Origin of the sequence: Streptomyces sp. AC558_RSS880 (genome assembly GCF_019049255.1) — a bacterium.
Taxonomy (GTDB): Bacteria; Actinomycetota; Actinomycetes; order Streptomycetales; family Streptomycetaceae; genus Streptomyces.
The window spans coordinates 25,012-49,817 of record NZ_JAGMUJ010000060.1; the positions used below are offsets into that span (position 1 = coordinate 25,012).

17 protein-coding genes are annotated in these 24,806 nt (G+C 71.1%); 7 read left to right on the plus strand and 10 right to left on the minus strand.

Going from position 1 to position 24,806, the window contains the following annotated elements; translation table 11 throughout:
- Nucleotides 1–37 precede the first annotated feature (37 nt).
- The 4 genes from KUM38_RS20885 to KUM38_RS20900 all read right to left on the minus strand — a co-directional run bounded on the left by KUM38_RS20885 (nucleotide 38) and on the right by KUM38_RS20900 (nucleotide 5,915).
- The gene (locus tag KUM38_RS20885) at nucleotides 38–3,031 is read right to left on the minus strand and encodes a BTAD domain-containing putative transcriptional regulator (protein ID WP_217130933.1); all 2,994 of its coding nucleotides are present in this window, start codon (nucleotides 3,029–3,031) and stop codon (nucleotides 38–40) included.
- A 100-nt stretch (nucleotides 3,032–3,131) separates the two neighbouring features.
- Entirely contained in the window at nucleotides 3,132–3,368 is a 237-nt protein-coding gene (locus KUM38_RS20890; protein WP_217130934.1) for an acyl-CoA carboxylase subunit epsilon, read from the minus strand.
- An 11-nt stretch (nucleotides 3,369–3,379) separates the two neighbouring features.
- Nucleotides 3,380–4,927 carry an acyl-CoA carboxylase subunit beta gene (locus KUM38_RS20895; protein ID WP_217130935.1) on the minus strand — a complete coding sequence of 516 codons (1,548 nt, stop codon included), beginning with the start codon at nucleotides 4,925–4,927 and terminating at the stop codon, nucleotides 3,380–3,382.
- A 10-nt stretch (nucleotides 4,928–4,937) separates the two neighbouring features.
- Nucleotides 4,938–5,915 carry a polyprenyl synthetase family protein gene (locus tag KUM38_RS20900; RefSeq protein WP_254397531.1) on the minus strand — a complete coding sequence of 326 codons (978 nt, stop codon included), beginning with the start codon at nucleotides 5,913–5,915 and terminating at the stop codon, nucleotides 4,938–4,940.
- Nucleotides 5,916–6,124: 209 nt separating this feature from the next.
- On the opposite strand from KUM38_RS20900, the gene KUM38_RS20905 reads away from it, so the two are divergent.
- Nucleotides 6,125–6,805, plus strand: a complete 681-nt coding sequence (locus KUM38_RS20905; RefSeq protein WP_217130937.1) for a hypothetical protein — start codon at nucleotides 6,125–6,127, stop codon at nucleotides 6,803–6,805.
- A gap of 142 nt (nucleotides 6,806–6,947) precedes the next feature.
- On the opposite strand, the gene KUM38_RS20910 is transcribed toward KUM38_RS20905, so the two are convergent.
- The 4 genes from KUM38_RS20910 to KUM38_RS20925 all read right to left on the minus strand — a co-directional run bounded on the left by KUM38_RS20910 (nucleotide 6,948) and on the right by KUM38_RS20925 (nucleotide 10,523).
- The gene (locus KUM38_RS20910; protein WP_217130938.1) at nucleotides 6,948–7,709 is read right to left on the minus strand and encodes an IclR family transcriptional regulator; all 762 of its coding nucleotides are present in this window, start codon (nucleotides 7,707–7,709) and stop codon (nucleotides 6,948–6,950) included.
- A complete protein-coding gene (locus KUM38_RS20915; RefSeq protein WP_217130939.1) occupies nucleotides 7,706–8,650 on the minus strand; it encodes an ACP S-malonyltransferase in 945 nt (314 codons plus the stop codon). Before KUM38_RS20915 ends, KUM38_RS20910 begins: the two co-directional genes overlap by 4 nt.
- 198 nt (nucleotides 8,651–8,848) lie before the next feature.
- Nucleotides 8,849–9,655 (minus strand): LuxR family transcriptional regulator, encoded by an 807-nt coding sequence (locus KUM38_RS20920; RefSeq protein ID WP_308409006.1) that lies wholly within the window; start codon nucleotides 9,653–9,655, stop codon nucleotides 8,849–8,851.
- A 91-nt stretch (nucleotides 9,656–9,746) separates the two neighbouring features.
- A complete protein-coding gene (locus KUM38_RS20925) occupies nucleotides 9,747–10,523 on the minus strand; it encodes a DNA-binding response regulator (protein ID WP_217130940.1) in 777 nt (258 codons plus the stop codon).
- 1,036 nt (nucleotides 10,524–11,559) lie between these two features.
- Here KUM38_RS20925 and KUM38_RS20930 point away from each other — a divergent pair.
- The 3 genes from KUM38_RS20930 to KUM38_RS20940 are packed head-to-tail and all read left to right on the plus strand — an operon-like array spanning nucleotide 11,560 to nucleotide 15,813.
- Complete coding sequence (locus KUM38_RS20930) at nucleotides 11,560–14,403, plus strand: non-ribosomal peptide synthetase (RefSeq protein WP_217130941.1); 2,844 nt, start codon at nucleotides 11,560–11,562, stop codon at nucleotides 14,401–14,403.
- On the plus strand, nucleotides 14,397–15,335 hold the full coding sequence (locus KUM38_RS20935; RefSeq protein ID WP_217130942.1) for an NAD(P)-dependent oxidoreductase: 939 nt from the start codon (nucleotides 14,397–14,399) through the stop codon (nucleotides 15,333–15,335). The genes KUM38_RS20930 and KUM38_RS20935 overlap by 7 nt, the downstream gene beginning before the upstream one ends.
- Before the next feature lie 10 nt (nucleotides 15,336–15,345).
- Nucleotides 15,346–15,813 carry a nuclear transport factor 2 family protein gene (locus tag KUM38_RS20940; protein ID WP_217130943.1) on the plus strand — a complete coding sequence of 156 codons (468 nt, stop codon included), beginning with the start codon at nucleotides 15,346–15,348 and terminating at the stop codon, nucleotides 15,811–15,813.
- 109 nt (nucleotides 15,814–15,922) lie between these two features.
- Here KUM38_RS20940 and KUM38_RS20945 read toward each other — a convergent pair whose 3' ends face one another.
- Nucleotides 15,923–16,954 carry a polyprenyl synthetase family protein gene (locus KUM38_RS20945; protein ID WP_217130944.1) on the minus strand — a complete coding sequence of 344 codons (1,032 nt, stop codon included), beginning with the start codon at nucleotides 16,952–16,954 and terminating at the stop codon, nucleotides 15,923–15,925.
- Nucleotides 16,955–17,838: 884 nt separating this feature from the next.
- Here KUM38_RS20945 and KUM38_RS20950 point away from each other — a divergent pair.
- The gene (locus tag KUM38_RS20950; RefSeq protein ID WP_217130945.1) at nucleotides 17,839–20,649 is read left to right on the plus strand and encodes a SpoIIE family protein phosphatase/ATP-binding protein; all 2,811 of its coding nucleotides are present in this window, start codon (nucleotides 17,839–17,841) and stop codon (nucleotides 20,647–20,649) included.
- 389 nt (nucleotides 20,650–21,038) lie between these two features.
- On the opposite strand, the gene KUM38_RS20955 is transcribed toward KUM38_RS20950, so the two are convergent.
- Nucleotides 21,039–21,395 carry a hypothetical protein gene (locus KUM38_RS20955; RefSeq protein WP_217130946.1) on the minus strand — a complete coding sequence of 119 codons (357 nt, stop codon included), beginning with the start codon at nucleotides 21,393–21,395 and terminating at the stop codon, nucleotides 21,039–21,041.
- 302 nt (nucleotides 21,396–21,697) lie between these two features.
- Here KUM38_RS20955 and KUM38_RS20960 point away from each other — a divergent pair, with 302 nt between their 5' ends.
- Together KUM38_RS20960 and KUM38_RS20965 are read left to right on the plus strand one after the other, a co-directional pair.
- Nucleotides 21,698–22,210, plus strand: coding sequence for an SRPBCC family protein (locus KUM38_RS20960; protein WP_217130947.1), 513 nt, complete (start codon nucleotides 21,698–21,700; stop codon nucleotides 22,208–22,210).
- Nucleotides 22,211–22,284: 74 nt separating this feature from the next.
- A complete protein-coding gene (locus KUM38_RS20965; RefSeq protein WP_217130948.1) occupies nucleotides 22,285–24,627 on the plus strand; it encodes an FdhF/YdeP family oxidoreductase in 2,343 nt (780 codons plus the stop codon).
- Nucleotides 24,628–24,806: the final 179 nt, after the last annotated feature.

A 24,806-nucleotide genomic window follows, 5' to 3' on the forward strand; every position in this document is an offset into this window, starting at 1 on the left:
GACGGCCGACGATCCGTGGACGTGACGGATCCGTCCCTCAGGGCCGCACCAGTTCGAAGAGTCCTTCCGACTCGATCTGCTCCACCTGCTCGACCAGCGTCAGCAGCCGGGCCGTCCGGTCCTGCCAGACATGAGCACCGACCTCGGCGAAGAGATCGGCCGCCGTCTTGAAGCAGGACACGGCCGAGTCCCTGTCGCCGAGCAGCGCCCGGACACAGCCGAGTGCGACTCCGGCCCGCGCCTGCAGGTAGCGGTCCGGAACCATGCCGGCGGTCACCAGCGCCTGCTCCAGCACCGTTTCCGCCGTCTCGGTCCTGTTCTGGCGCCACAGCGCCTCGCCCAGCGCACGCAGGGTGTGGGCCTCACCGCGACGGTCACCGCTGTCGCGCACCAGCTCCAGCGCGCGTCGGCAGGCCCTCTCCGCTCGTTCGCCGTCGCCCTGGTGGATCAGCGCCTCGGCCAGACGGACCGTGCTCTGCGCCTCACCGCGCACGGTTCCCAGGCCACGGCTCTTGGCGACGGCCTCCGAGGACAGCACCAGACTGGCCTGCAGGTGGCCCCGCTCCAGCTCGATCTGGGACAGCAGACCGAGCATGTGAGCCTCCGCGTAGTGGTCTCCGACCGCGCGGAAGAGTTCCAGGGAGCGCTGCCCCAGCTCCCGTGCCGCTTCGAGATCCTCCCGATGGCGTTCGCACAGGGCCAGGTTGCGGAGCACCAGGGCAGACCCCCTCTGCCCCTCCTCCCCGCCCACCTCCTCGAACAGGCGCAGAGCGGGCTGGAGGTGGCCGAAGGCGGCCTCGTGCTCCCAGGAAACGATCTCGAGCGTGCCGAGCGAATGCAGCATCACGGCCTCGCCGAGCCGGTCGCCGACCCGCCGCGCGGCGAACAGCGCCAGCTCGCTGCAGAAACGCCAGTCCTCCAGGTAGTTGCGGTTCTGGAAGAGGGTGACGCTGGTGATGGCGAGATCCCAGGCGTACGCGGCCTCCCCCTCGGCGGCGGTCTGATCCACCAGGCCGGTGATCGAACCGCGTTCGCTCTCGAACCACTCCATCGGGTCCTCGAGCAGGCCCTGTGTCAGACGACCGGGCAGCGACTGCGGACGAGCGGGGCCGTGGGTGATCGTGTAGTCACCGCCGTACAGCTTGCGATGAGCCTCCGAGGCGAGCCCGAGCCAGGCGCCGGCGGCGCGTTGCAGCGCCGCGCGCCGTTCGTCCTCCGAGTCCTCGGCGAGCGCCACTTCACGGGCGAACAGCCGGGGCAGGTCCTGGAAGCGGTAGCGCACATGACCGGTGGTGGTGGAGAGCGGCACCAGCATCTGGGCGTCGACCAGCTCCTCGATGAGATCCTCCGCGTCGCGCGGGTCGACGTCGAGGAGCGCGGCCCCGGCCCAGGGCGCGAAGTCGGGCACGTTCAGGAATCCGAGCAGCCGGAACATGCGGGCGGTGGTGGCCGGCAGGTCGCGGTAGCTCAGCCGGAGTCCGGCCCGGACGCCACGCTCGTCCGGGCTGAGCTCGTCGAGTCTGCGGTGCTGGTCCTCCAGCCGGGACACCAGGGTGCGCACCGACCAGTGGGGCTTGGCGGCGAGCCGGGCGGCCGCGATGCGCAGTGCGAGGGGCAGCCGGTCGCACAAGGCGCTGAGCCGGGCGGCGGCCACCGGATCCGCGCCCAGCCTGCCGTCCGCGGCGACCTTGGCGAGCAGGGCGATGGACTCGTCCTGCCCCAGCACGTCCAGGCGCAGCGGGACGAAGGCGTAGTCACCGGCGAGCGCGCCGCCCATGGGGTCACGGCTGGTGACCAGGACGCAGCACCGGCCCGAGCCGGGCAGCAGGGGGTGTATCTGCCGGAAGGAGCGGGCGTTGTCCAGGACGATCAGTACGCGCTGGCCGTCGAGGACGCTGCGGAACAGAGCGGCCCGCTCATGCGGATCGGTGGGGACCTCGGGGCCGGGCACGCCGAGGGCGCGCAGGAACCGGTCGAGCACGGCGCTGGGACGGCGGGGGGCTTCCTCGTCGTAGCCGCGCATGTCGGCGAACAACTGCCCGTCGGGGAACCGGCCGACGACCTGGTGGGCCCAGCGGACGGCAAGGGCGGTCTTGCCCACGCCGCCGATGCCGGTGATCGAACCGACCGGCAGGGCCGGACCGTCGAGGAAGTCCAGCAGCCGGTCCAGGGTGGCGAGTTCGGCGTTGCGTCCGGTGAACGAGGCGACGCTGGAGGGCAGATGGGCCGGAACGGTGGGGGAGGGGGCCGATGCCACGGCGTTGGCCGCAGGGATCAGCCGCGGGGAGTCGGCGAGGATCTGCTCGTGCAACTCCTGGAGGACGGGCCCGGGATCGATGCCGAGTTCGTCGGCGAGGAGCCGTCGGCCCTCGCGGTACGTCTCCATCGCCGCGGCGCGCTGCCCCGACCGGTACTGGGCGAGCATGAGGTGCGCGATGGCCTGCTCCCGCAGCGGGTGCTCCCGTACGAAGGCGGCCAGTTCGCCGCTCACCGCACGGTGCTGGCCGAGTTCCAGGCGCAGTCCCATGTACTCCTCGTACACGTCGAGCCGCATCTCGGCCAGCCGTGCCGCCTCGGCCTCGACGCGTTGGGCCGCGATGCCGTCCAGAGCGGGGCCGCGCCACATGGCGATGGCCTCGTCGAAGCGTGCGCAGGCCTCTTCGAGCCGGCCGCTGCGGGCGGCCTCGCGTCCCAGCGCGACCCGCTCCTCGAATTCCACGGCGTCGATGCGGTGGTCGCCGGTGAACAGCATGTAGCCGGGGTGGCTGGTGACGAGCAGGTCGTCGACCCCGGCCGCCGCCTTGAGCGTCTTGCGCAGTGCCGAGACACAGATCGCGATCTGGTTGCGGGCCGTCTGCGGTGGGCTGCCGTTCCATACGGCGTCGGCGAGCGTGTCGACCGAGACGATCCGGTCCGGTGCCAGCAGCAGCATGGACATGATGGTGCGCTGACGGGCGCCGGTGAGAACGATCGGTTGCTCGCCGGCGCTGATGTCCAACGGCCCCAGGATCCTGAACACCACCTGAAGCACGAGCTGCCTCCTGACATCGCGGCCGACCTCTGCGGTACCCGTTCATGCCGCTTTTGTACTGATTAGCAGGGCGGTCGGGGGTCGACAACGAAGATGGCAGCTAGCTGCCAGCCGAGCGCCTGGCCGCCCTCCAGGAAAGTGGCGCGACGCGTTCGGGACGGTCCCATTCCGCGGCCCTCGGCCCTTGCTCGGATCCGGTGCCGTCGTCGTCCTCCGCGGTGCTCGCCAGGGCGGTGAGCAGGAGCGTGACGGCAGCGAGTTCCTCGGCGGAGGGACTGCCGCTGATGACCTTGAACAGGGTGGGGCCGAGAGGCCCGTCGAGCACTGACACCGGCATGCCGGTCTCCTCTACATCGGTGGGTTGCCGTGCTTGCGGGAGGGAAGCGGGCTGTGCTTGGCGCGGAGCATGGAGAGCGCGCCGATCAGCGCGGAGCGGGTGTCGGCCGGGTCGATCACGTCGTCGACGAGGCCGCGTTCGACCGCGTAGTACGGGTGCATCAGCTCGGACTTGTACTCCTTGACCAGCTGCTCGCGCACCGCCTCGGGATCCTGGGCCGCCTGGATCTGCCGCCGGAAGACCACGTTGGCGGCGCCCTCGGCGCCCATCACGGCGATCTCGTTGCTCGGCCAGGCGAGCGAGACGTCCGTGCCGATGGAGCGGGAGTCCATGACGATGTAGGCGCCGCCGTACGCCTTGCGCAGGATCACCTGCACCCGGGGCACGGTGGCGTTGCAGTACGCGTACAGGAGCTTGGCCCCGTGCCGGATGATTCCGCCGTGCTCCTGGTCGACCCCGGGCAGGAAGCCGGGCACGTCGACCAGGGTCACCAGCGGGATGTTGAAGGCGTCGCACAGCTGGACGAAGCGCGCGGCCTTCTCCGACGAGTGGATGTCGAGCACGCCCGCGAAGGACTGCGGCTGGTTGGCGACCACGCCGACCACCTGGCCGTCCAGCCTGGCGAGAGCCGTGACGACACTGGTGGCCCAGCGCTCGTGCACCTCCATGTAATCGCCGTCGTCGACGAGTTCCGCGATCACCTGGTGCATGTCGTACGGACGGCTGCCGTCGAGCGGCACCAGTTCCAGCAACCGCTCGCACCGCCGGTCGGCCGGATCACCCGAGCGCACGTCCGGCGGAGTCTCGCGGTTGTTGGCCGGGAGCATGGAGAGCAGATAGCGGACCTCGGCGAGGCAGGTCTCCTCGTCGTCGTAGACGAAGTGCGCGACGCCGGAGGTCTCGGCGTGCACGTCGGCCCCGCCGAGACCGTTCTGTGTGATCTCCTCACCGGTCACGGCCTTGACGACGTCGGGGCCGGTGATGAACATCTGCGAGGTGTCCCGGACCATGAAGACGAAATCGGTGAGGGCCGGGCTGTAGGCCGCGCCTCCCGCGCAGGGTCCGAGCATCACACTGATCTGCGGAATCACGCCCGAGGCCATGGTGTTGCGCCGGAAGATCCCGCCGTAGCCCGCGAGTGCCTGGACGCCCTCCTGGATCCGGGCGCCGGCGCCGTCGTTGAGGGAGACCAAAGGGGCGCCGGCGGCGATCGCGAGGTCCATCACCTTGTGGATCTTCGCGGCGTGGGCCTCGCCGAGCGCGCCGCCGAAGATCCGGAAGTCGTGGGCGAAGGCGAAGACCGTACGGCCCTCGACCTTGCCCCAGCCGGTCACCACGCCGTCGGTGTACGGCCTCTTCGCCTCCAGGCCGAACCCGGTCGCCCGGTGCCTGCGCAGTTGCTCGATCTCGGTGAACGAGTTCTCGTCGAAGAGGAGCGCGAGGCGTTCGCGCGCGGTCAGCTTCCCCCTGGCGTGCTGGGCCTCGGTGGCTCGGGGAACGCCTTCGAGGACCTCGTCGCGGATCAGTGTCAGCTCGTCCACCCGGTCGCGCATCGTCATGGACAACTCCTCATCGGATCAAGCCGGTTCGTAGGGCCACGACGTCGCAGAGCGCGTACAGCGCGCGGCGCGCGGGCAGCGGGGGCAGGATGCCGACCGCCGAGACGGCGGCGGCCAGCCGCTCGTGCAGGGCGGCCTCGGCACGCCGGGTGGCGGGGGAGGCGCGCAGCAGTTCCAGGGCCCGCCGCCGGGCCGCCCCGGTCGTCGCGCCGTCCGTGACCAGGCGGCGCAGTTCCGCCCCGCGCGCGGTGGTGTCGGTCCGGGCGAGGAGCCGCGGCAGACCGGGGGCCCCGGTGAACGGATCTCCCCGGGCCCCGTCGCCCCCGTCCCCGGCCGGTGCGGTCACGGCGAGCAGGTCGTCGGCGATCCGGAGGGCGGCACCGAGGTGCTCACCGTAGCCGATCAGGGCCCGTACCCAGCCGGCGCGGGTGCCGGCCTGAAGCGCTCCGACGCCGAGGGACAGGGAGAGCAACGCGGCGGTGGCACCCGCGGTCACCTCGAAGTAGTGGGCGACGGGGTCCTCCCCGGGAGCCGGCCCGGCGAGTTGGCGCAGTTGTGCCCCGACGAGCCGTCCCGCGGTCCGGGCGTTGAGCTCCAGGGCCCGGGGCCCGAGGCCCGCGGCCAGCTGGGCGGATCGGGCCAGCAGCCAGTCGGCGCCGGACTCCGCGCCGGCGACCGACGACACGTGCAGCAGCTCCACCATGACGGCCGCCTCGGTCACCCCGTTCTCCCACGACTCACCGAACTCGGCGCCGAGCAGGACGAGGAAGGGACGCAGTCGTCCGCCCGCCGACCCGCCGAGGAGGTCGGACACATCGGCGACTCCGGGCCTCGGGGCACCGCTCACGTGGCCCCGCAGGCGCCCCTCGACCACCTCCAGCGCTTCGGACATGCGCGACTCGAACTCCGGCTGTGCCAGGCCGAGCAGCCCCGGAAGCGACGACTCCTGACGCACCGGTGCCGACGTCACGGCCACGCGCATGTGCATGAGACCCACGCGGGTAACTCCTCTGTATCACCGACGGCGTAACTCGTCCTCGTCCGGAAATGGGTGGTCAACGAAGACTGACAGTGCACTCGATTCCCTCCCACAGAGGTGACATGAAGGTGCCAACCTTTCCCTCCATAACCTGCCGGTAAAAAAGAGCCATTACTCTCACGGATCGAAGAACTTGCAGCCGAGCCAAGGAATTGAATATGGGATACACGCGCCGTGCCGCCGCCGTGACCGCCGCCGTCGGGCTCCTTTCCGTCCTCGGCGGTACGGCGTCGGCCGCGCCGGTGGCCGACCGTGACACCCCGCGGTCGTGCGGGTCCGTCCGCTTGGCCGGTTCGCTGCCGGTGCCCCCGGCCGGCATGTCCGTACGGCAGACGGTCACCATCGGGGAGGACTGTGAACCACGACTGGGGCCCGTGCGTCATGTGCCGGCCTCCGCCGCGGCCGGGTCCCCGGCGCGTACCGGTGTGACGGCCGCCTCGGCCTCCCGGCAGGTCCGCAGCTGGAACGAGATGTACGACTGCTGCAACATCCGGATGACGGGGCTGTACTCGACGGCCACCTGGAGCACCGCCGACGGCCGGATCGACTCCGCCGCCACCACCGCGACACAGGAGTGGAACCGCGAGCCGTGGAACGCCGGCTGGTCGCTGAAGTCCGCCACCGACAAGCAGGACTGCGCCACCGATTGCTCCGTCGTCAACCACGAGGCCCACGCGGACTTCACGTACCAGGGCGTCTTCGACCCGACCGGCGAGTGGTACGCGAACACGCACCACTCGTCCGTGAAGCTGAACGCCGACGCGACCGCGGAGTGCACCTTCGACGTGGAGCTCAGGCACACCTTCGTCGGCTGGAACTGGCAGCGGGGCTGCGAGTGACCCTGCCGGGAGCGGTCGGCCGGATCGGTACGGTCCGTACGGGCGGCAGGACCCCGCCGCGTCGGTGAGGAGCGGCCGGCGCCGCCCCCTTCCCGGAGCCGCCGGGGCGGAGCCGCCGTCCGCACGGCCGCCGGAGGCGGGACTACCGGGAGTGGGCCCGCAGGACCGGGGCGGTGTCCATGCGCATGTCCCCGAGCTCGTTCGCCGCGTCGACCATCGCACCGAGCAGGAGGCGGTCCGGCGCGGCGGGCATCCGCGGACGCGGCCCGGTCAGGGAGAGGGCGGCCACCACTTGTCTCCCCATGGCACGTACGGGCACCGCCAGGGAAACGGATTGCGGCGCCATGGCGTCGGGACCGTACGCCCAGCCGCGGCGGCGCACGAGGGACAGCTGAGCGGCGGTGAAGCGGGCGCCCCGGAGCCCTTCGTACAGTTGCTCGGGTTCCTCCCACGCGAGCAGGACCTGGGCGACCGGGCCCGCCTTGAGCGACCGTGCCGTGCCCACCGGCAGCCACTCCCGCCCCTGGACGGTGCCGGTGGAGGTGCCGAGACAGATCTGCACCGCGCCGCGGCGGCGCAGGAGATGCGCGTCGAAACCGGTCAGGGTGTGCAGGTCCGCTAGGACCGGGGGCGCCGCGCTGACCAGCCGGCTGTGCTGCACCTCCACCGCCATGGTGCCCAGTCGGGGGCCGAGGACGAACCGGCCCCGGATGTCCCTGGCGAACAGCCCGAGGCTCTCCATGCCGCGCGCGATCCGGTGCACGGTGGGACGTGTGTATCCGCTCCCGTCCACCAGCTGGGCCAGGGACGCCGGCCCCTTCGCCACCATGTCGAGGAGGATCGAGGCCTTGTCGAGCACTCCGATTCCGCTGGTCGTCTCCGGCCGTTGCGTCGTGACGGTCATCGTTCCCTCACCGGCCGGGCGGGAACGGCGGCCGGAGAGTCCACAGAAACGACCTCGACGTCCCCGTCGATGCGGCGGATCATCCCGGCCAGGGTCCGCCCGGGGCCCAGTTCGACGAGCCGGCGGCAGCCGAGCCGGCCGGTGAGCGTCCGTACGCTCTCCTCCCACAGGACCGGGGAGGTGAGCTGCCGGACGCAGAGAGCGGGCCAGTCGCCGTCGTCCGTGTGCGGCGCCGCGTCGACGTTGGCCACCACCGGCACACGCGCGGGAGTGAACGAGGTGTCCCGCAGGGCAGCGCCGAGCGTCTCCGCGGCGGGGGCCATGAACGGGCTGTGGAAGGCACCTCCGACGCGGAGGGTGATCAGCTTGCCCCCGATGGACGGGGCGCGCGACCCGGCTTCCGCGACCGCCTCGGGCGCTCCGGAGATCACGGTCTGTCCTGGGGCGTTGACATTGGCGATCCACACCTCGCCGCCCTCGGCCCGTATCTCGCTCACCAGCGTCTCCACTTCCGCGACGGGCGCCGCGACCACCGCGCCCATCGTGCCCTCGCGGGTCAGGGCCGCCTCGCGCATGGCGCGCCCCCGGGCGGCGACCAGGGCTGCGGCCCGGCCGACGGTGAGGGCCCCGGCCGCGACGAGGGCGGCGTACTCGCCGAGGCTGTGTCCGGCGCAGGCGACGACGCGACCACCGAGTGCGTCACCGCGTGTCGCCTCGGCGTGTGCGATCAAGGCGACGGAAAACACGGAGAGCTGCGCGAGGTCGGTGCGCTGGAGGTGGTCGCCGGGAGTATGCAGGAGCAGTTCGGCGATGTCCTCCCCCGTGACGGCGGAGATCTCCGCCGTCAGCTCCCAGGACGCGGTGTCCCGCCACGGCTCGCCCATTCCCTGTTTCTGTGTTCCCTGTCCGGGAAACACCAGGCCGACCGGTACGTGATTCATGAACTCGCCTTCCGCACGAAGCTCATCGAGGGGCACGCAGCGCCGGTCACCTGGCATCCAGGTGACCGGCCGCGTACGCCGACGGCCCAACGGGGAGGGGGGAACCCGGCCGCCGGGGAAAGGGGCGGTCATCCGGACACAGCCCCGATCCTGACGCCTCATACAACTGCGCGGTGCGACCGGGCGGCAATGGTGCTTTCAGGATATTGCCATCGGACCGCCGCGTTCGGCGCCCGGTCCCGCCGCCGGTGGCAGCAATCCCAGTTCTGCGGCGCGAACCCCCGCCTGGAAACGGGAGTTGGCTTCGAGCAGAGCCATGATCTCCGCGACGTGACGCCGGTAGGTGCGGACGGAGACCGTCAGTTCACGAGCGGCCACCTCGTCCGTGACGCCGGCCTGGAGCGCACCGAGTATCTGACGGGCGAGCGCCGCCCGGTAGCGGTCCCCGAAGACCATGCGCTCGCCGGCGGGCACCGCGCGGACCCACACGTTCTCGAAGAGGATCTGCAACGTGGTGAGGACTTCCGGCACCCGGATCACCGAGGCCCGCCGACCGACCGCGGAATCGGCGACCACCAGCGCGGTGTCGCCGTCCACGATCATCGCCTGCAGCGGTGGGATGCGCGCGATGCGAATGGCGACCGGACGTTCCCTGCTGAGCTGTTCGCGTACGTAGTCCTCGTCGAGCAGGGCGGGGCTCGTGAGCAGTCGTACGCTCACGCCTTCACGCGCACCGTAGATCAGTTCCCGCTCCGTCCGTCCGGACACCGCGTCGGTACCCGTCCGACGCGCGTGCACGAGGTCGATGCTGCGGGTGGCGTCCAGAATGAGCTGCTGGGCCGTGTTGAGAACGATGTCGTAGTCGTTCTCGAGGCCGGTGATCAGGCTTTCCTGAAGATTTCGATCCCGATGAAGGGCGACCGTCGACTCGATGAGCGCCCGGACCTGGAGCAGGGCGTGCTCCAGGTCGTCGTTGCCCCCGTTGGACACGACGTATTCCACCACCTTGACTTTTGTTGTCGGGGTACCGTCGGGCACAGGTCCTCGTGACGGGCTGCTCCACTCGTGCGGTTCTGTAACCCTCGACAGGGCGCTCCTATTCCGACAGCAGCCCGAACTCCACGGCTCGGACGCCTGCTTGGAATCGGGAGTTGGCGTGGAGTTCACGCATGATCTCGGCGACGTAGCGCCGGTACGTCCGCAGGGAGACGTTGAGTTCGCGGGCCGCGGTCTCGTCGGTGTGGCCGGCCCGCAGCCGTTCCAGGATCCTCCTGGCGAGTTCGGTGCGAAGTCGTGGGCTCAGCCTGAGGTGATCGGCGAGCCTGCGGCCGCGCGACCAGGCGCCGGCGAACAGCAGCTCCAGGGCGCGCACCGCGGCGGCGTCGTTCACCACGGCGGCCTGCCCGCCCTTCTCCTCGGTCGCGCGCACCAGGGCGGTCGCACCGTCGACCACCACGGTCTCGCGCAGCTCGTTCTCCGACACCCGCAGCTCGAGTCGGGTGTCGGCGAGCTGGGCCAGCCGTGACAGTGACGAGTTCGTCGTCTCGGCCGTGCAGAGGATGCGCACGGCCGCACGCTCCGGGACCGCGTCCAGCGACCGCACGACGGCGTCGGTGAACTCCCCGGTGTCGGTCATCGCGACGCACAACGTGTGGCGGGTCCGTCCGACGAGTGACTCGAGCGCCTCGCCGAGCGGTGCGATGCCGGTGCGCGCCACGGGTGTCGGTAACTCGGACCGCTGTCGGTGCAGCAGCACCGTGGAGTCGATCAACGCGCTGGCCTGAAGCAGTGCCTGCTCAAGGTCGGCCGCGACCTGAACGGTCGTCGACTCCTCCGATGGGCCTTCCGCCTCTTCAATTGCTGCATTCGACATAAAGCTCCCCCTTGGTCACCAAACAGGATCGCTCCGCGCGGTGTCTGCGTCTTTATGGTTGACGCTTAAAGGAATTCGATGGGCGCGCGGAGCCGGCCAGCGGTTCGAGTGATCGGTTTCAGTCTACTGGATCAGTCCCGGATACCTCGAGCCCTAAGAGCTGTCCGCATACTGGATGTATGCGGACGTTCCGGCAATGCGGCGAAGTGTCGTAGTCGGCGCCATGTGCCCGCCGGAGATTAGGGGTAGTTCTTGGGGGAGGGGCGGTCGAGGGGGCGTCTTCCGGCCGGGCCCGCTGCCGCCGGCCCGGCCGCCGCGATGCACGCACCCCCGCAACCATCTGGCCTTCCCCGGTCCCACCGCGGCCGTCTGCCGCTCCGGGCGGCTCCTCGAGAATGTTGTACGGGGCACGATTCCCGTGCGCGTAATAGTGCTGCGTGATGGAGGAGTTGAACGCCTTGCGGTCGTTGTCAGCAAACTGCCCTCAATCCCCGGAAGCGGAAACTCGTGTTCCTCTTTTAGGTCATTACTGCAACGTAACATGTACTGGTTGTCGCGTCACTGTCCGCTAGCGGTCAACCGTCCTGCAGTGTGGGCGGCCTGCGCCTAGGTTTCCGCCGTGACGATGTTCCGGCGTGGATGCCGCAGACGTCGTCGGCCGCTGCAATCCTTCCTGACGGACGAACCACGGGAAAATGTCCACAGGAAGTGGATGCGGAGAAAACTGATCCGTGAATACCCGCTTTGTTACAGGTCACTTGATTCCGTAGAGCCAAGTACAGTCGCCGGGGGGATGAATGAAGTACGGGTTGTCGGCCGGTGTGGACCGGCCGATCCGTAGCAACTGTCTTTGGGCTCCGGCCATTGATTCCGCGCGATCCGCGCCGGGCGGGCCGTGTCCCGTCCGGTCGGCACCTGTTCCCACTGCTTAGCCGGTCGCGTATCCACGAGTCCCGTCTCACACATTCCACATCGCGGCACGTCCGGTTCTCGCCTCGTCGGTGCGCAGGGCCAGGATTCGACGTGTCATCAGGCAATGGAGACAAACGTGAACACTTCCCAGCAGAGCATCACCGACCTCCTTCTGCAGGCCGCGCGGAACCACCCCGACTCCGGCATCCGATACTGCCTCGGAGGCGCGGACGCCGCGTTCCAGGATCAGAGCCATCCCCAACTTCTCGACGACGCCCGGCGCACGCTCGGTGGACTGCGGGCCCAGGGCCTGCGCCCCCGGGACAAGGTCGTCCTGGTCCTCGAGCAGCCCAGGGAGTTCCTCACCGCGTTCTGGGCCGCCGTGCTGGGCGGCTTCATACCCTGCCCCATGGCGCCGTTGCGCGGCGATCCCGAGCGCTGGGCCGCTCAGCTCACCCATGTCGACGCACTCCTCGAGGGACCCCTGATCGTCACGAGCGGGTCCGTGGCGGCCGAGCTGCCGCGGGTGAACGGCCTGCGCGTCGGCCTGCTCGAGAGGCTGTACACCGCGGAGCCGGCCGAGCCGTACCGGGCCGCACCCGAGGACACCGCGCTCCTCGTGCTGACGTCGGGCTCGACCGGGAACTCCAAGGCCGTCATGCTCAGCCACGCCAATCTGCTGGCCTCCATGACCGCCAAGAACGGCCACCACTGGCTCACCGCCGCGGACACGACCCTGAACTGGGTCTCCTTCGACCATGTGGCCGCCCTCCTCGAATGCCACCTGCTCCCGCTGTCCACCGGCGGTCGCCAACTGCACGTGGAACCCTCGGTGATCCTCCAGGAGCCACTGGAGTTCCTGCGGATCTCCTCGCGCCACGGCGTGACCATGACCTTCACCCCCAACTTCCTCCTGGGACAGCTCAACGCCGCGGCGGAACGGCTCCGGGCCGGTGACGAGCGGCTCGACCTCACCCGGCTGCGCCACATCGTCAGCGGTGGTGAGGCAGTGGTCCGCACCACGGGGGAGGGCTTCCTCGACCACTTCGCACCGCACGGCCTGGCGCGCGACGCGCTGTGGCCGGCCTTCGGAATGACCGAGACCTGCGCCGGCAGCGTCTACTCCCGCAAGGCCTTCCCCGAGGTGGACCGCGGAAGCGAGTTCGCCTCCCTCGGCACTCCGGTCCACGGCCTGAGGATGCGCGTCGCGGACGCCGACGACCGTGAGCTGCCCGAGGGCGCCGTCGGCGAACTGCAGCTGTCCGGTCCCATGGTCACCAGCGGCTACTACAACAACCCCGGTGCCACCGAGGAGGCGTTCACCGCCGACGGCTGGTTCCGCAGTGGCGACCTGGGCCGGATCGAGGCCGGACGGCTCTCCCTGGTCGGCCGCAGCAAGGACAGCGTCATCGTCAACGGCGTCAACTACTTCAGCCATGAGATCGAGGCCTCGCTCGAGCAACTGCCCGGGGTGGCCGGGGCCTACGTGGCGGCCTTCCCGACCCGCTCGGCGGGTGCCGACACCGAGCAGCTCGTGATCGCCTTCCACCCGGACGTCCCCGACGACGACGAGGCGATGCTGCACCAGGTGCTCACCGCCGTACGGAGCAGCGTGGTGCTGCACTGGGGTTTCCGGCCCTTCCTGGTCCTGCCGCTGCCGAAGGAAGCATTCCCCAAGACCAGTCTCGGCAAGATCCAGCGCTCCCTGATGCGTCAGCGCCTGGAGTCGGGCGCGTACGAGGCCGAGGCGCACGCCGCCGCCGAGCTGACGACCCGCATGCTGGGCGGCCACACCCCGCCCGAGGGCGCCACCGAGCAGGCCCTGTGCGAGATCTACGCGGAGATACTCGACGTCGACCCCGGCTCGCTCAGTGCCAGTGCCGCCTTCTTCGACCTCGGCGGCACCTCGCTCGACATCCTCCGCCTGCGCAGCAAGGTCGCCGAGCGCCTCGGCGCCACCGACCTGGAGATCATCACCCTTCTGCGGGCCCCCACGGTCCGCGCTCTCGCGCAGCGGCTCACCCAGGGGGCGGTGTCCGGCGCCCCCGAGTACGACCCGATCGTGCCGATGCAGACGAACGGCACCAAGACCCCGCTCTTCTGCGTCCATCCCGGGGTCGGCGAGGTCCTGGTCTTCGTCAACCTCGCCAAGTACTTCGTGGGCGACCGGCCGTTCCACGCCCTGCGCGCCCGCGGCTTCAACGAAGGTGAGAAGCCCTTCGCGACCTTCGAGGAAATGGTCGACAGCTATGTGGAAGCCGTGCGCGCACGCCAGCCGCACGGCCCGTACGCCCTCGCCGGTTACTCCTACGGCGGCGCGGTGGCCTTCGAGATGGCCAAGGTGCTGCGCGAGCAGGGGGAGCGCGTCGACTTCGTCGGCAGCATCAACCTGCCACCGAACATCAAATACCGCATGGCCGAGCTCGACTTCGCCGAGACGGCGGTCAACCTGGCGTTCTTCCTGTCCCTCATCGACCGGACACAGGCCGCGGAACTGCCCGGCCGGCTGCGTGACCTGCCGGAGGAACAGCAGGTCGAACGGCTCGTCGAGCTCGCGCCGCCCGACCGGATCGCCGAACTCGACCTGGACATCGACAAATTCGCGAACTGGGCGGCGCTCGCCAACGCGATCACCGACCTGGGCCGCTCCTACCGGCCGACCGGAACAGTGCCGTCCATGAGTGTCTTCTACGCGGACCCCCTGCGCGGGACCAAGACGGACTGGCTCGAGAACGAACTGCGCCGCTGGGACGAGCACACCACCGGACCCAACCGCTACATCGAGGTGCCCGGTGAGCACTACACGCTGATGGGTCCGCAGCACGTGGCGTCCTTCCAGGCGATCCTGCGCCGCGAACTCGATCACCGCCTGGCCGACGCCGACCGCATCGCACGCGAACGGGCGCACGGCGCGTCCGCCGGCGTCACGGCCGACACCACCACGACGGAAACGGGGAGATCATGCTGAAGGGGAAGAAAATCCTGGTCACCGGCGGTACCGGGCAGGTCGCCCGGCCGGTGGCGGAAGCGCTGGCCGAACACAACGACGTCTGGTGCCTCGGCAGGTTCGGCACCCCGGGCGTGGAGCGGGAACTGAACGAGAAGTCCCTCACCACCTGGCACTGGGACATGGAGGACGCCTCACCGGACACCCTCAAGGGCCTGCCCGAGGACTTCACCCACGTCATCCACTCCGCGGTGCGCCGCGGCACCGACGCGGACTTCAACGCCGCCGCGGAGGTCAACGCGGTGGCGACCGGCCGCCTCATGGCACACTGCCGCACCGCCGAGGCGTTCCTGTACGTGTCCACCGGCGCCCTGTACGCGCGGCAGACCCTGGACCACCCGTACACGGAGGACGACCCGGTCGACGGCGTCGCCGACTGGCTGCCCGCCTATCCCGTCGGGAAGATCGCGACGGAGGGCGCGGTGCGCGCCTTCAGCCAGGTGCTCGGCCTGCCCACCACGATCGCGCGGCTCAACATCGCCTACGGGCCCGGCGGTTACGGAGGCGTCCCGATGCTGTACTTCAAGCGGATGCTGGCGGGCGAGGCGATTCCCGTGCCGGTGAACGGACAGAACTGGTGCTCCTTGCTGCACACCGATGACATCGTGGCGCAGGTTCCTCATCTCTGGCGGGCCGCGGCGACGCCCGCGACGCTGGTCAACTGGGGTGGTGACGAACCGGTCGGCATCACCGACTGCATCGAGTACATGTCCGAACTGACGGGCGTCGAGGCGCGTCTGGTGCCCAGCGAGGTCACCCGCGAGACGTACAGCTTCGACCCGACGCGCCGCCGCGCACTGACCGGCCCCTGCGAGGTGTCCTGGAGGGACGGCCTGCGCCGCACCCTCGAAGCCCACTTCCCCCAGCACGTCCGCCGGTTCGCCCACAGCTGAGGAGATGTCGATGCCCGAGTCCCGGAGAAAGCCGCAGTCGCAGCTCCCCGAGGCGGGGGAGCCCGGACGACCCGACTCGTCCGGCTCACCCAATCTCGAACTCGTCCGCGCCGCCTACCGCGCCTTCCACCGACGGGATGCCGACGCGCTCCTCGACGTCCTGTCGCCGGACGTGCGCTGGGTCCACCCCGAGGGCATGTCCAAGTACGACCTGGGCGGCACCCGGCACGGGCACGCCGGTGTCAGAAGCTTCCTGTCCCGGGTGCCGACGGTGCTGAACGGCATGCGGCTCGAGCCGGAGGAGTTCGTGGAGGCCGGCGACCGCGTGGTGGTGTTCGGCGTGCGCCACGTGACGTCGGTGCGGGGCCACACGAAGCGTTTGAAGTTCGTCCACTCGTGGACGTTGCGCGAGGGCAAGGCCACCGTCATGGAGGACATCTTCGACACCGTCCTCTTCCACCGGCTCATCGACGCCTGACCCGCGGTTTCCGCGAGACGAGGCGGGACGGCCCGGCCACGTGGCCGGGCCGTCCCGCGGGGGCCGGCCACGGGTCGGGCGCGCGGCGGCCCGGCGGCCCCGGCGTCGGCTAGGCGGTGCGGTTGGCCACGAAGTCGCAGAGGGCGTCGAGTGCCTCGTACGGTGCGCCGGACGGCAGCGCGTCGGCCAGCGCCGACCGCGCCCTGGCGAGTCGTTCGTCCATGAGCACGCGGGCCCGGTCCATCGCCTCGGACCGCCGGAGCAGGGTGAGCGCCCGCAGGTGCCGCTCCCCGCTCAGCCCCGCGGGATCGGACAGCAGGGTGCGCAACTCCTCGTCCTCGGGCCGTCCGCCGTCGAGCACGAGCAGGACGGGGAGACTGGCCACCGCCACGGCGAGGTCCTTGCCCTGTTCCTTGCCGAGGTCCGCGGACGAGGAGGTGACGTCGAGCAGGTCGTCGGCGATCTGGAAGGCCACGCCCAGGTGTTCGCCGTACACCGCGAGCGCGTCGCAGACGCGGGCGGGCGCGCCCGCCTGGATGGCGCCGAGCCGCAGGGACAGCGATATCAGGGAGGCCGACTTGTCGGAGACCACGTCGAAGTAGTGGGACATGTGGTTCTCGTCGAAGGCCGGGCCGACGAGTTCCCGCACCTGGCCCCGGACGAGACGCTCCGAGGCATCGGCCTGAAGCGGTACCGCCTCGGGGGTCAGTCCCGCCGACATCTGGGCGGCCTTGGCGAGCAGCCAGTTGCCCGACCTGACAGCGACGGTGTTGCCCCAGCGGGCGTTGACGCTGCTCACCCCGTGGCGGGTGAGGGCCTCGTCCATGACGTCGTCGTGGTGGAGCGAGGCCGTGTGGACGAGTTCGGACAGCACGGCCGCCTCGATGACGCCCGGTGCCCGGGGATCGCCGAACTCGGCGCCGAGCAACGTGAGCAGGGGACGCAGGCGTTTGCCGCCGGCCGTGATCAGATGACCGACGACCGCCGCCAGGCGCGGATCGTCGGCCTCGCGTGCGCACTCCTGCAGCCGCGTCTCCACCTGCTCGAGACCTCGCAGGATGCGGCGCTCCAGACCCTTCTCCCGTACGGCGAGCCGGGTGATGAGCGATCGCCCCCGCCTCCTCGCAGTCAGCGCGGACATGCACGTCCTCTCCGAGTCGTGGACCGTTCCCGACGGTTCCTCCCACCGGAGCGTAGGAACGTCCTGTCGGGCCGGGGCGGGTCCACCGCTGATCCTGGCCGTAATCGGACATGGATCGACAGGAACCGGACGGCTGTCCGAAAAGAACGCCGGGGAACTGGCAGCAACCTGCCGTGATCGTGCGCCCGGCCGGCACCCGCGGCCTCGGGCCCGGCAGCGCCGCCGAACTGCCCGAAGCGGGGCCGCGGAACGAGTTCGCCCCGCATCGCAGGCCCGTCGGCCGACCGGGACGCCCGGCCTCCAGAGCGTCCGGGGCGTGTGGTCCGGGTCCTCGCCGTGTCGGTGTCGGGCTGTTCGAGGACGATCCGGTGCCGCGGCTCGCACTACGGTGAGTGACGCTCATCGGTTCCTGTCGTCAGGTCCGCGGCCGGCCGTGTCTGATCGGACGAGGTGCCGTACCACGCGAGGGTGGTGTCGACGAGGGGCGCGGCGACGGTGCGCTTGAGGCTCGAAGCAGCGGGTGGAGCGGTTGCGGGCGACGGCATCGGCACCGCTGTCCCGGGCGTTCCTCCCGGGTGCCGTGCCGTGCCGTGCCGTGCCGTGCCGTGCCGTGCGCGTGCGGCATGCGGACGGGCCCTGCCCACGGGCCGTGTCCGCGACCGCGGCGTGGGGCCTGCGCCGCGGCCGCATCCCTGCCGGGCCGGTGTTCCGCATCACTCGCGCGGTCCGCTTGTGGCCGGCCCGTCGGCCGTCGTCGCGAGCCCGGCTGTGCTCTCCAGGACGCCGTGGGCGCACGCAAGGCCGTCCGGTGTCGGTCCGGGTTCGGCTCCGGCTGTCACTTCCGGCTGTCGCTTCCGGCCTGCAAAGCGAGGTAGAAATTGGTCATGGAAGGAGAGCGGTCATTCCGCCCGAACCGACGGTCGCGAGACCGCTTTGATCAACTCGGAACCGGCGGCTCGCGGCGCGGCCCGAAGCCGGGGCTGCGTTCACTGCTGAGCCCGCGCACCACGGCGGGGCAAGCGTTCCTGCTCCAGGTCGTCACCGTGTTGCTGCTGGTCGGAGCCGCGGTGGTGGCCTTGGTGGTCCAGGCCGACGGCGACAGCGGGAGAGAAGCCGAGCGCGTGTCGGTGACGGCGGCCGAATCCTTCGCGAACGCTCCGGGCACGGCCGAGGCGCTGGACGCCCGGAATCCGACAGCCGTCCTCCAGCCGCGTGCCGAAGCGGCCCGGCAGAGGGCGGGCGTGGACTTCATCGTGGTCATGAACACCGAAGGTGTCCGTCTCACCTACCCCGATCCGAAGGAGATCGGGAAGAAGTTCGTCGGCGCCATCGAACCGGCGCTGGAAGGCCGCACCGTCGTCGAGCGGGCCGGCGGACCGGCGCTGCCCACAGGCGAAGGAGACGCCGTGCAGGCCGTGGTCCCGGTGACCGGTGCCGACGGCTCCGTGGTCGGCCTGGTGTCCGCGGGGATCACGGTGGAGAACGTGGGCGACATGGTCGACCGGCAACTGCCGATCATCCTCGCCGCCGGCGCGGCCGCCCTCGTGCTGTCCACCGCGGGGGCGGCACTGGTGTCGGGCCGGCTGTGGCGGCAGACGCGCGGCATGGGCCCGGAGGAGATGACCCGGATGTACGAACACCACGACGCGGTGTTGCACGCCGTGCGGGAGGGCGTACTGATCACCGGGGCGGAAGGGCGGGTGCTGCTGGTCAATGACGAGGCCCGACGGCTGCTGGACCTCCCGGCGAACGCGGAGCGGCGCCGGGTGGCGGACCTGGGGCCGGACGAGGAGACGGCGCGGCTGCTGGCGTCGGACGAGCCGGTCACGGACGCGGTGCGTCTGGTCGGGGACCGGCTGCTGGCGGTGAACAAACGGTCCACGGCCCCGTACGGGGGCCGGGCGGGCAGCGTGGTGACGCTTCGGGACACCACGGAGCTGGCGACGGTGACGGGGCGGGCGGAGGTGGCACGGGAGCGGCTGAAGCTGCTGTACGAGGCGGGGGTACGGATGGGCACCACGCTGGATGTGACGCGTACCGCTCAGGAACTGGCGGAGGTGTCCGTGCCGAGGTTCGCCGACGTCGTCACCGTGGAGCTGTGGGATTCCGTCCTGCGGGGCGAGGAGCCGCCCGGCGGGGGCACCGAGTTGCGGCGCACCGTCGTCCACGGCCGGGAGGGTGACTACGGCCTCTCTCCCGTCGGCGAGCTGATCCGGTTCTCGCCCGGCGGCCCCGGCGTCGCCGCGGCGGCCGACTGCCGAGCGGTCCTGGAGACGGATCTGAGGACGTCCGACGGCTGGTGGGCACAGGACCCCGAGCGCGGGCGGCGGGTGCTGGAACGGGGAGTCCACTCCCTCGTCGTGGCGCCGATGCGGGCGCGGGAGGCACTGCTGGGAGTGGCCCACTTCTGGCGGGCGGACGCCTCCGCACCGTTCGAGGAGGAGGACAAGACCTTCGCCGAGGAGCTGACCGCCCGTGCGGCGACCGCCATCGACAACGCCCGCCGTTACACCCGCGAGCACACCATGGCCGTCACCCTGCAGCGCAGCCTCCTGCCCCGGGGCATGCCCGAGCAGAACGCGCTGGAGGCGGCCTACCGGTACCTGCCGGCCCGGGCGGGGGTGGGGGGCGACTGGTTCGACGTCATCCCCCTGTCCGGCGCCCGTGTGGCGCTGGTCGTCGGCGACGTCGTCGGCTACGGCCTGCACGCCGCGGCCACCATGGGTCGGCTGCGCACCGCCGTGTACAACTTCTCCACCCTGGACATGCCGCCCGACGAGCTGCTGAGCCATCTGGACGAGCTGGTGGCCCACATCGACACCCACGAGGCCGCCGCCGCGGAGCAGGACGGGCAGGAGATCACCGGGGCCACGTGCCTGTACGCCGTCTACGATCCCGTCTCCGGGCAGGTGACCGCCGCCACCGCCGGCCACCCGGGGCCCGCGGTCGTCCGTCCGGACGGGAACGTGACCTTTCCCCGCCTGCCGGTCTCCCCGCCGCTGGGCCTGGGCGCGGCCCTGCCCTTCGAGGCGGCGGAGCTGACCCTGCCCGAGGGCTCGAAACTGGTGCTCTACACCGACGGGCTGATCCGGGACCGCTACCGCGACCCGGACACCGGCCTGGAGGCACTGAGCGCCGCCCTGACCGGGCCCGACCGCACCCCGGAGGCCCTCTGCACGGCGGTGATCGAGGCCATGCTGCCCGACCGGCCGAGCGACGACATCGCGTTGCTCGTGGCCCGCACGCGTCGCCTCGCCCCCTCGGACTTCGCCGAGTGGGACGTGGCCCGCGACCCCGCGGCGGTGGCGCCGGTCCGCGCCGCCTGCGCCCGGCAACTGGCGGACTGGGGTCTGGAGGACATCAGCTTCACCACCGAGCTGATCCTCAGCGAGCTCATCACCAACGCCGTTCGCTACGGCGGCGACCCGATCACCGTGCGGCTGGTGCGCGGCCGGAACCTGATCTGCGAGGTGTCCGACGGCAGCAGCACCTCACCACGTCTGCGCCGGGCCAAGACCACCGACGAGGGCGGCCGCGGCCTGTTCCTCGTCGCCCAGTACGCCGAGCGCTGGGGCACCCGCTACACCCCTGCGGGCAAGGTCATCTGGACGGAGCAGTCCCTTCACGGCGGTGCGGCGGAACCCAGTGACTTCGGCGCCACCCTGCTCGACCAATGGAACGACGAAACCCTCTGACGAGGACGGTGCCCGGGCCGGACCCCGGGGTTTCGTGTGCCGGCACGAGTCCGGTGCTCGTTCGCGGCGGACGGGCCGCTGCCGTACAGCTCCGTCACGAGGGCCTGTGCGTCGGCGGACCCCACACACGGCCCACCACCGGCACCGGACCGGAGCGCGGCCGCGCGTGAGGGCTGTGCGCGCCGGGCCCGGATCACCACGTCGCTGACGCCGGTGGTGGCGTCGAGCCACAGCGCCCGAGCCACAGCGCCCGAGCCACAGCGCCCGAGCCACAGCGCCCGAGCCGCAGCGCCCGAGCCACAACGCCCGGGTACCGGCCGCCGCCGCGGCCGACGGCTGCTCGTCCCGGCCGCAGGACACCCGGTGCGGCGAGTGGCCTGCCTCCCGGGTCAGCAGGAACTGCCGCAGGACGACGAACTGCTGCCGCACGACGAGGAACCACCGCACGACGAGGAACTGCCGCAGGACGAGGAACCGCTCCCGCAGGACGACGAACCGCCGCTGGAGCAGCCGCTCGACGAACCTCCGCCCGTGCCCGTCTCCCACCAGGACGAGTGGGCGAAGGAGCCGCCGGCGCCGTGCGCCGACGTTCCGCCGTGCGGGCCGGTCCCGGCACCCGAGCCGAGCGCGGTCGCCCGCGTGCCCAGATCGTCCCAGGCGCGGCGCCACGCCCGGCGCACCATCCAGGTGACCACCGTGACGAGCGCCAGTACGCACCCGCCCACCCCCACGAACACGATCAGCATGACGTCCCCCCTTCCGCCGGGCCCGCGCACCGACTGCCCGCAGGATGCCCCGCGTTCCGGTGACCCGAAGCGGCCTTTGAGCAAGTCCAGAGCTTCGGCTCCCCCCGCGGCGACGCCGGTCTGCCGCCCGCGGTCCGGAGCGGCACGACGGAGCGCGCCCCGGTCACCCGTATGCCATGCCGTCCAGGGGCTTGAGACGGTGCTTCCCGGATACTTGGTGGGGCGAGCGCGGACGAGTCGCGCCCGGTGCCGCGCCACGCGACCACCGGTGACGGCGAGGAGACGGGCAGGGTCCTGAGTCGATGAGCACCACCGAAGAGTCGATCGACATCGACGTCCCGGTCCATGTGGCGTACAACCAGTGGACGCAGTTCAGGACGTTCCCCCGCTTCATGGACGGCGTCAGACGCGTCGACCAGATCCAGGCGGCGACGACCCACTGGGTGATCCGGTTCGGCCCGAGGACGTACGAGTACGACGCGGAGATCGTGGAACAGGTCCCGGACCGGCTGGTCCGTTGGGAGGTCCGCGACGAACCCCGGCACACCGGCACGGCGACCTTCGAAGGACTCGACGCGGGCCACTGCCGGGTGACCCTGCGCGTCGACCTGCGGCCCGGGGGAGTCGTGAGGCGGGCGGCGGCCGCACTCGGCGTCGCCCGCCGTGCGGTCCGCACCGCTCTGACGTCCTTCAAGGAGTTCACCGAGGGGCAGGGCCGCGAGACCGGCGCCTGGCGCGGCGAGATCAGCAAGGGCCACGTCCAGCCCACCGAGGGCCGGAGCCGTCCCCACGTACCGACCTGGCCGACCGGCTGACCGGCCCGTCCGCCCGGCCGGACCGGGGGCCGCGTGCGGGCGCCGGGGGCACGACACGGAGCGAGGAGAGCACGTTGCAGAAGCCGTCGAGCGAGGAACCGGCCGACGACCGCCTCGAGGTCACTCCACCCGAGACCTGGGCCGCGGGCGTACCGGCGGTGTACCACGCGATGAAGTACTCCCTGGACCAGACGTCGGCCCGGCGCACGGGGCTCACGCTGCTGAACCTCAACCAGGTCCGGGGCTTCGACTGCCCCGGCTGCGCGTGGCCCGAGCCCGAGCCGGGGCACCGCCCCATGAACGAGTACTGCGAGAACGGCGCCAAGCACACCAACGACGAGGCCACCTCACGCCGTGTCACACCCGATTTCTTCCGCCGGTACCCGATCAGCGAGCTGGCCGGGAAGTCCGACCGGTGGCTCAACCAGCAGGGCCGCCTCACCCGGCCCATGGTCAAGCGACCCGGCTCCGACCACTACGAGCCCATCAGCTGGAGCGACGCCCTCGACCTGCTCGCCGACGAGCTGGCAGCGCTGGACTCCCCGAACGAGGCGGTCTTCTACACCTCCGGCCGTGCCAGTAACGAGGCCGCGTTCGTCCTGCAGCTCTTCTCCCGGGCGTTCGGCACCAACAACCTGCCGGACTGCTCCAACATGTGCCACGAGTCCAGCGGTACCGCGCTGAGCGAGACCCTCGGCACGGGCAAGGGCGACGTGTCGCTGCGCGACATCCACCACGCCGACCTCATCCTGACCGTCGGTCAGAACCCGGGCACCAACCACCCCCGGATGCTGTCCGCGCTGGAGGAGTGCAAGCGCCGCGGCGGCAGGATCGTCGCCGTCAACCCGCTGCCCGAGGCGGGGCTGGCCCGCTTCAAGAACCCCCAGCGCCCCCGCGGCGTCATCGGCCGCGGCACACGGATCGCCGACCGCTTCCTCCACATCAGGATCGGCGGCGACCTCGCGCTGTTCCAGGCGCTCAACCTCCTGCTCCTGGAGGCGGAGGAGGCCGCGCCCGGCACCGTCCTCGACCGGGACTTCATCGACGCCCACACCGAGGGTTTCGAGGAGTTCGCCCGGCACCTGCGCGCCACCGTCTCCTGGCCCGAGGTCGAGAAGGCCACCGGGCTGGCCCGCGCCCGGATCGAGGAAGTGCGCGACATGGTCCTCGGGAGCGAGCGGGTGATCGTCTGCTGGGCGATGGGCCTGACCCAGCACAGGCACGGCGTGCCCACCATCCGCGAGGTGGTCAACTTCCTGCTGCTGCGCGGCAACGTCGGCAGGTTCGGAGCCGGTGCCTGCCCCGTGCGCGGTCACAGCAACGTGCAGGGCGACCGGACCATGGGCATCTGGGAGCGGATGCCGGACCACTTCCTCGACGCCCTCGCCCGCGAGTTCCACTTCGAGCCGCCCCGCGAGCACGGCTGGGACTCCGTCGCCTCCGTCCGGGCCATGCGCGACGGCCGCGCCAAGGTCTTCCTCGGCCTGGCCGGGAACTTCGTCCGTGCGATCTCGGACAGCGAGGTCAGCGAGGCCGCCATGCGCACCTGCCGGCTGACCGCGCACATCTCCACCAAGCTCAACCGCTCCCACGTCGTGTGCGGCGAGACCGCCCTGATCCTGCCCACCCTCGGCCGCACCGAGCGGGACGTGCAGGCCACCGGCGAGCAGTTCGTCACCGTCGAGGACTCCATGAGCCGGGTCCACGCCTCCCACGGCGTCCTCGAACCGGCCTCCAAGCACCTCCTCAGCGAGGTCGCCATCCTCAGCCGTCTGGCCCGCCGCACCCTCGGCGACAAGGTCCCCGTCCGCTGGGAACGCTTCGAGGCCGACTACGACTGCGTCCGCGACCACATCTCCCGCGTCGTCCCCGGCTTCGAGGACTTCAACACCCGCGTCCGCCGCCCCGGCGGCTTCTGCCTGCCCAACCCGGTCAACGAGGGCGTCTTCCCCACCCCCGCCGGCAAGGCCCTCTTCAGCCGCAACGACTTCGAGGCCCTGACCGCCCCGCCCGGCCATCTGATCCTGCAGAGCCTGCGCTCCCACGACCAGTGGAACACCGTTCCGTACACGGACGACGACCGTTACCGCGGCATCCACGGCTCCCGCCGCGTCGTCCTCGTCAACCGGTACGACATGCGCGAACTGGGTCTGGAGGAAGGCGCGCCGGTCGACCTGGTCGGTGTCTGGGAGGACGGTGCCGAACGCCGGGCGGAGAACTTCCGGGTGGTCGGCTACCCGACCTCACGGGGCTGCGCGGCGGCCTACTACCCGGAGACCAATGTGCTGGTGCCGCTGGAGAGCGTGGCGTACCGAAGCAACACGCCGACGTCGAAGGGGATCGTGGTGAGGCTGGAGCCCCGGGAGGGGGCGGCCCGTGCGACGGCGCCGGCGGTGGGAGAGGGCGCGCCGTCCTGATCCCGGCCGCACCGCCCGGCGGTGAGCGGGTGCCGGAAGACCCGTACGTCCTGGTCCGCGCCGATGCGGTGCGGCGCGGTACGGACGGGACGGCGTTGCCACCGAGTCCGCCCCTCTGTTGACAGGACGTCACACCACTCTCATCATGGGAGCGCTCCCATCGGCGGGTTCCGCCGCGC

Coding starts and splice junctions, on each gene's coding strand:
- KUM38_RS20890 (WP_217130934.1), bottom strand. CDS start 3,368: ATGCCGGTGTCAGTGCTCGACGGGCCTCTCGGCCCCACCCTGTTCAAG.
- KUM38_RS20895 (WP_217130935.1), bottom strand. CDS start 4,927: ATGACGATGCGCGACCGGGTGGACGAGCTGACACTGATCCGCGACGAG.
- KUM38_RS20900 (WP_254397531.1), bottom strand. CDS start 5,915: ATGCACATGCGCGTGGCCGTGACGTCGGCACCGGTGCGTCAGGAGTCG.
- KUM38_RS20905 (WP_217130937.1), top strand. CDS start 6,125: ATGGGATACACGCGCCGTGCCGCCGCCGTGACCGCCGCCGTCGGGCTC.
- KUM38_RS20910 (WP_217130938.1), bottom strand. CDS start 7,709: ATGACCGTCACGACGCAACGGCCGGAGACGACCAGCGGAATCGGAGTG.
- KUM38_RS20915 (WP_217130939.1), bottom strand. CDS start 8,650: ATGAATCACGTACCGGTCGGCCTGGTGTTTCCCGGACAGGGAACACAG.
- KUM38_RS20925 (WP_217130940.1), bottom strand. CDS start 10,523: ATGTCGAATGCAGCAATTGAAGAGGCGGAAGGCCCATCGGAGGAGTCG.
- KUM38_RS20930 (WP_217130941.1), top strand. CDS start 11,560: ATGGAGACAAACGTGAACACTTCCCAGCAGAGCATCACCGACCTCCTT.
- KUM38_RS20935 (WP_217130942.1), top strand. CDS start 14,397: ATGCTGAAGGGGAAGAAAATCCTGGTCACCGGCGGTACCGGGCAGGTC.
- KUM38_RS20940 (WP_217130943.1), top strand. CDS start 15,346: ATGCCCGAGTCCCGGAGAAAGCCGCAGTCGCAGCTCCCCGAGGCGGGG.
- KUM38_RS20945 (WP_217130944.1), bottom strand. CDS start 16,954: ATGTCCGCGCTGACTGCGAGGAGGCGGGGGCGATCGCTCATCACCCGG.
- KUM38_RS20950 (WP_217130945.1), top strand. CDS start 17,839: ATGGAAGGAGAGCGGTCATTCCGCCCGAACCGACGGTCGCGAGACCGC.
- KUM38_RS20955 (WP_217130946.1), bottom strand. CDS start 21,395: ATGCTGATCGTGTTCGTGGGGGTGGGCGGGTGCGTACTGGCGCTCGTC.
- KUM38_RS20960 (WP_217130947.1), top strand. CDS start 21,698: ATGAGCACCACCGAAGAGTCGATCGACATCGACGTCCCGGTCCATGTG.